This window comes from Arthrobacter sp., from assembly GCF_031179385.1.
GTDB lineage: Bacteria > Actinomycetota > Actinomycetes > Actinomycetales > Micrococcaceae > Arthrobacter_D.
The window spans coordinates 1-2550 of the sequence record NZ_JAPSHV010000210.1; the positions used below are offsets into that span (position 1 = coordinate 1).

Sequence of the window (2550 nt, forward strand, 5' to 3'; positions counted from 1 at the left end):
ACCTGAACCCCGGCCACAGGACGATCACAGTCTGGGAGGAACCGCGGGCGGAAGCGAAAGCCTTCTAAGCTCCGGTGTCACACCGTTTCAGGGTATGTACCGTTCCCGATCGAAGGTTCGGATGAGCATCTGAGCGTGATCTCTGAGGGTAGCTTCCCGCGCAGCACCAGCTTGCTCTAATTTCTCTTCGAGTGCAGCGATATCTTCTACAATGTTTAGCCCGTTCGGTGTGATGTCGACCAGGTGGCTTCGGCGATCGCGCCAATGACGGGTGCGGGTCACTAGGCCTTTCCGAACAAGTGCGTCCACCATTTTCCCCAGCGTCTGGGACTGCACCTTCAAGTCCGTGGCGAGCTGGTTCTGTGACAGAGCCCCTCGGACTGCGAGCACCGACAGGATGGTGAGCGCGGCATAGGTGATTCCGTAGGCGGCGAGTTCCTCGTTGTAAGCGTTCTCGACTAACCGTGCGGCGGTGAACATCAGGCGTCCAGTGGGCCACTCATCAAGGTTCGACATGGGGGGCGCTTCTGAGAGACAGCATTGTGAGAATCGATTCCTCCAACAGAGGCGGGTTAAAGGCCTTCGGCCGGCGCAAAGGATTGTTGCACCCCTGCACCGGCCGACGCGGACGCAATCGTCTAGTGGCTGGTATGAGTCGTCCGGGTGCGGTTACGGCTCAGCAGCAGACCCAGGGCGATCATTCCTACACCAAGGAGCAGGTGCAGCCAGTTATCGGCGCCGTTCACCGGCACAAAATTGGCGGCCGAGTCCTGGTCGATGACCAGACCGTAGATCCAGAGGATCAGGTACACGGCACCACCGTAAATCAGGTAGTTCCGTGCCCCGGCAGCGGTGCGAGCCATGGCAAGACCGGCTGCACCGAAGAGCAGGTGGACGATGTTGTGCAGGATTGAGACCTGGAAGATTCCAAGCAGCAACGCTTCGGAGTCGTGACCCGCGAAGCTCATCTGGTCGTACTGGCTGGTGATGCCCGGGATAAATCCAAGGACCCCGACAAGCAGGAAAACGGCGCCGACCGCGGTCGCGGCCTTCTGAATATCCGTCCTTGTTCTGTCACCTGCGGCGGGTGTGTTTGCTGTTGTCATGATGCTCTCCCTTGATACGGATAAATGTCTGGCAACTTCTGTTCGGCAAGTAAGGCCCTTAATGAAGCTCCCTTACTATCTACAAGGTAAGCACCCTTAGTACTTAGGTGCAAGTGCGGGCTCGGTGGCGCAGTGGGCGCTACTCCCCCAGGATCTCCGCGGCCGCGAGCCACTGCTCCTCGAGTGATTCCTGCTCCCCCTGCAGCTCACGCAGCTTCGCGTCGAGGTCGGCCATCTTCTCGAAGTCGACGGTTGCCTTGCTGCCGGCGTCGCTCATCTGCTGGTTGATCTTCTCGATCTGCGAACTGGTCTTGGTCATCTGCCGCTCGATGCGCGTCAGGTCCTTCTTCGCCTGGCGGGCCTCCTCCGGCGACGGGCCAGCGGAACCGGCTGCCGCCGTCGTACCGTTGCCGTCCGCTGAAAGGGGTGTGCCTGCCAAGCCCTGGCCGGAGTCTGCCGCGCGGCGCAGCTGCAGGTACTGATCCACCCCTCCGGGCAGGTCGCGGATCTTGCCGTCGCCCAACAGCGCCAGCTGCGTGTCGGTGACGCGCTCCAGCAGGTACCTGTCGTGCGAGACCACCACGAGCGTGCCCGGCCAGCCGTCGAGCACGTCCTCCACCGCAGCGAGGGTATCGGTGTCGAGGTCGTTGGTGGGCTCATCGAGCATCAGCACGTTCGGCTCCCCCACCAGCAGCCGCAGGAGCTGCAAGCGCCGCCGCTCACCACCGGACAGGTCACCGACAGGAGTCCACTGCCGCTGGTTCGTGAACCCGAGCTGCTCCACAAGCTGGCTCGCCGACACTTCCTTGCCGCCGACTGACACCACCCGCTTCTCCTGCTCGATCACCTCCGTGACGCGGAGGTGATTGACGTCGTCGAGCTCGCGGACGTCCTGGGACAGGATCGCCGTCTGCACGGTCTTGCCGCGTTTCAGCCGGCCCGACGTCGGCGCCATTTCCCCATTGAGCAGCCGCAGCAGGGTGGTCTTGCCCGCACCGTTGACGCCGACAATCCCTAGGCGCTGGCCCGGTGCGAGGCGCAGGGTGATCCCCTTGAACAGGGGCTTCTCCCCCAGCTCCAGCGAGACGTTCTCGAGGTCCAGCACGTCCTTGCCCAGCCGGGCGGTCGCGAGCTTGCTCAGAGCGAGCGAATCGCGCGGCTCCGGAACATCGGCGATCAGCGCGTTGGCTGCCTCGATGCGGAACTTCGGCTTGGACGTCCTCGCGGGGGCGCCGCGGCGCAGCCACGCGAGTTCCTTCTTCACGAGCTGTTGGCGCTTGCCCTCGACGACGGAGGCCATGCGGTCGCGTTCGGCGCGGGCGAGCACGTAGGCGGCGTAACCGCCGTCGAATCCGTCCACAATGCCGTCGTGGACTTCCCACGTGCGGGTGGAGATTTCGTCGAGGAACCAGCGATCGTGGGTGACCACGAGCAGCCCGCCCTC

3 protein-coding genes are annotated in these 2550 nt (G+C 63.3%); all 3 read right to left on the bottom strand.

Annotated features, from left to right (window positions below):
- Nucleotides 1-87 precede the first annotated feature (87 nt).
- Nucleotides 88-516 (bottom strand): MarR family transcriptional regulator, encoded by a 429-nt coding sequence (locus RIF85_RS15600; protein WP_309072815.1) that lies wholly within the window; start codon nucleotides 514-516, stop codon nucleotides 88-90.
- 122 nt (nucleotides 517-638) lie between these two features.
- A complete protein-coding gene (locus tag RIF85_RS15605; RefSeq protein ID WP_309072816.1) occupies nucleotides 639-1106 on the bottom strand; it encodes a DUF4383 domain-containing protein in 468 nt (155 codons plus the stop codon).
- Nucleotides 1107-1245: 139 nt separating this feature from the next.
- Nucleotides 1246-2550 (bottom strand): ATP-binding cassette domain-containing protein (locus tag RIF85_RS15610; RefSeq protein WP_309072817.1); only part of this gene is annotated, 1305 nt, incomplete at its 5' end.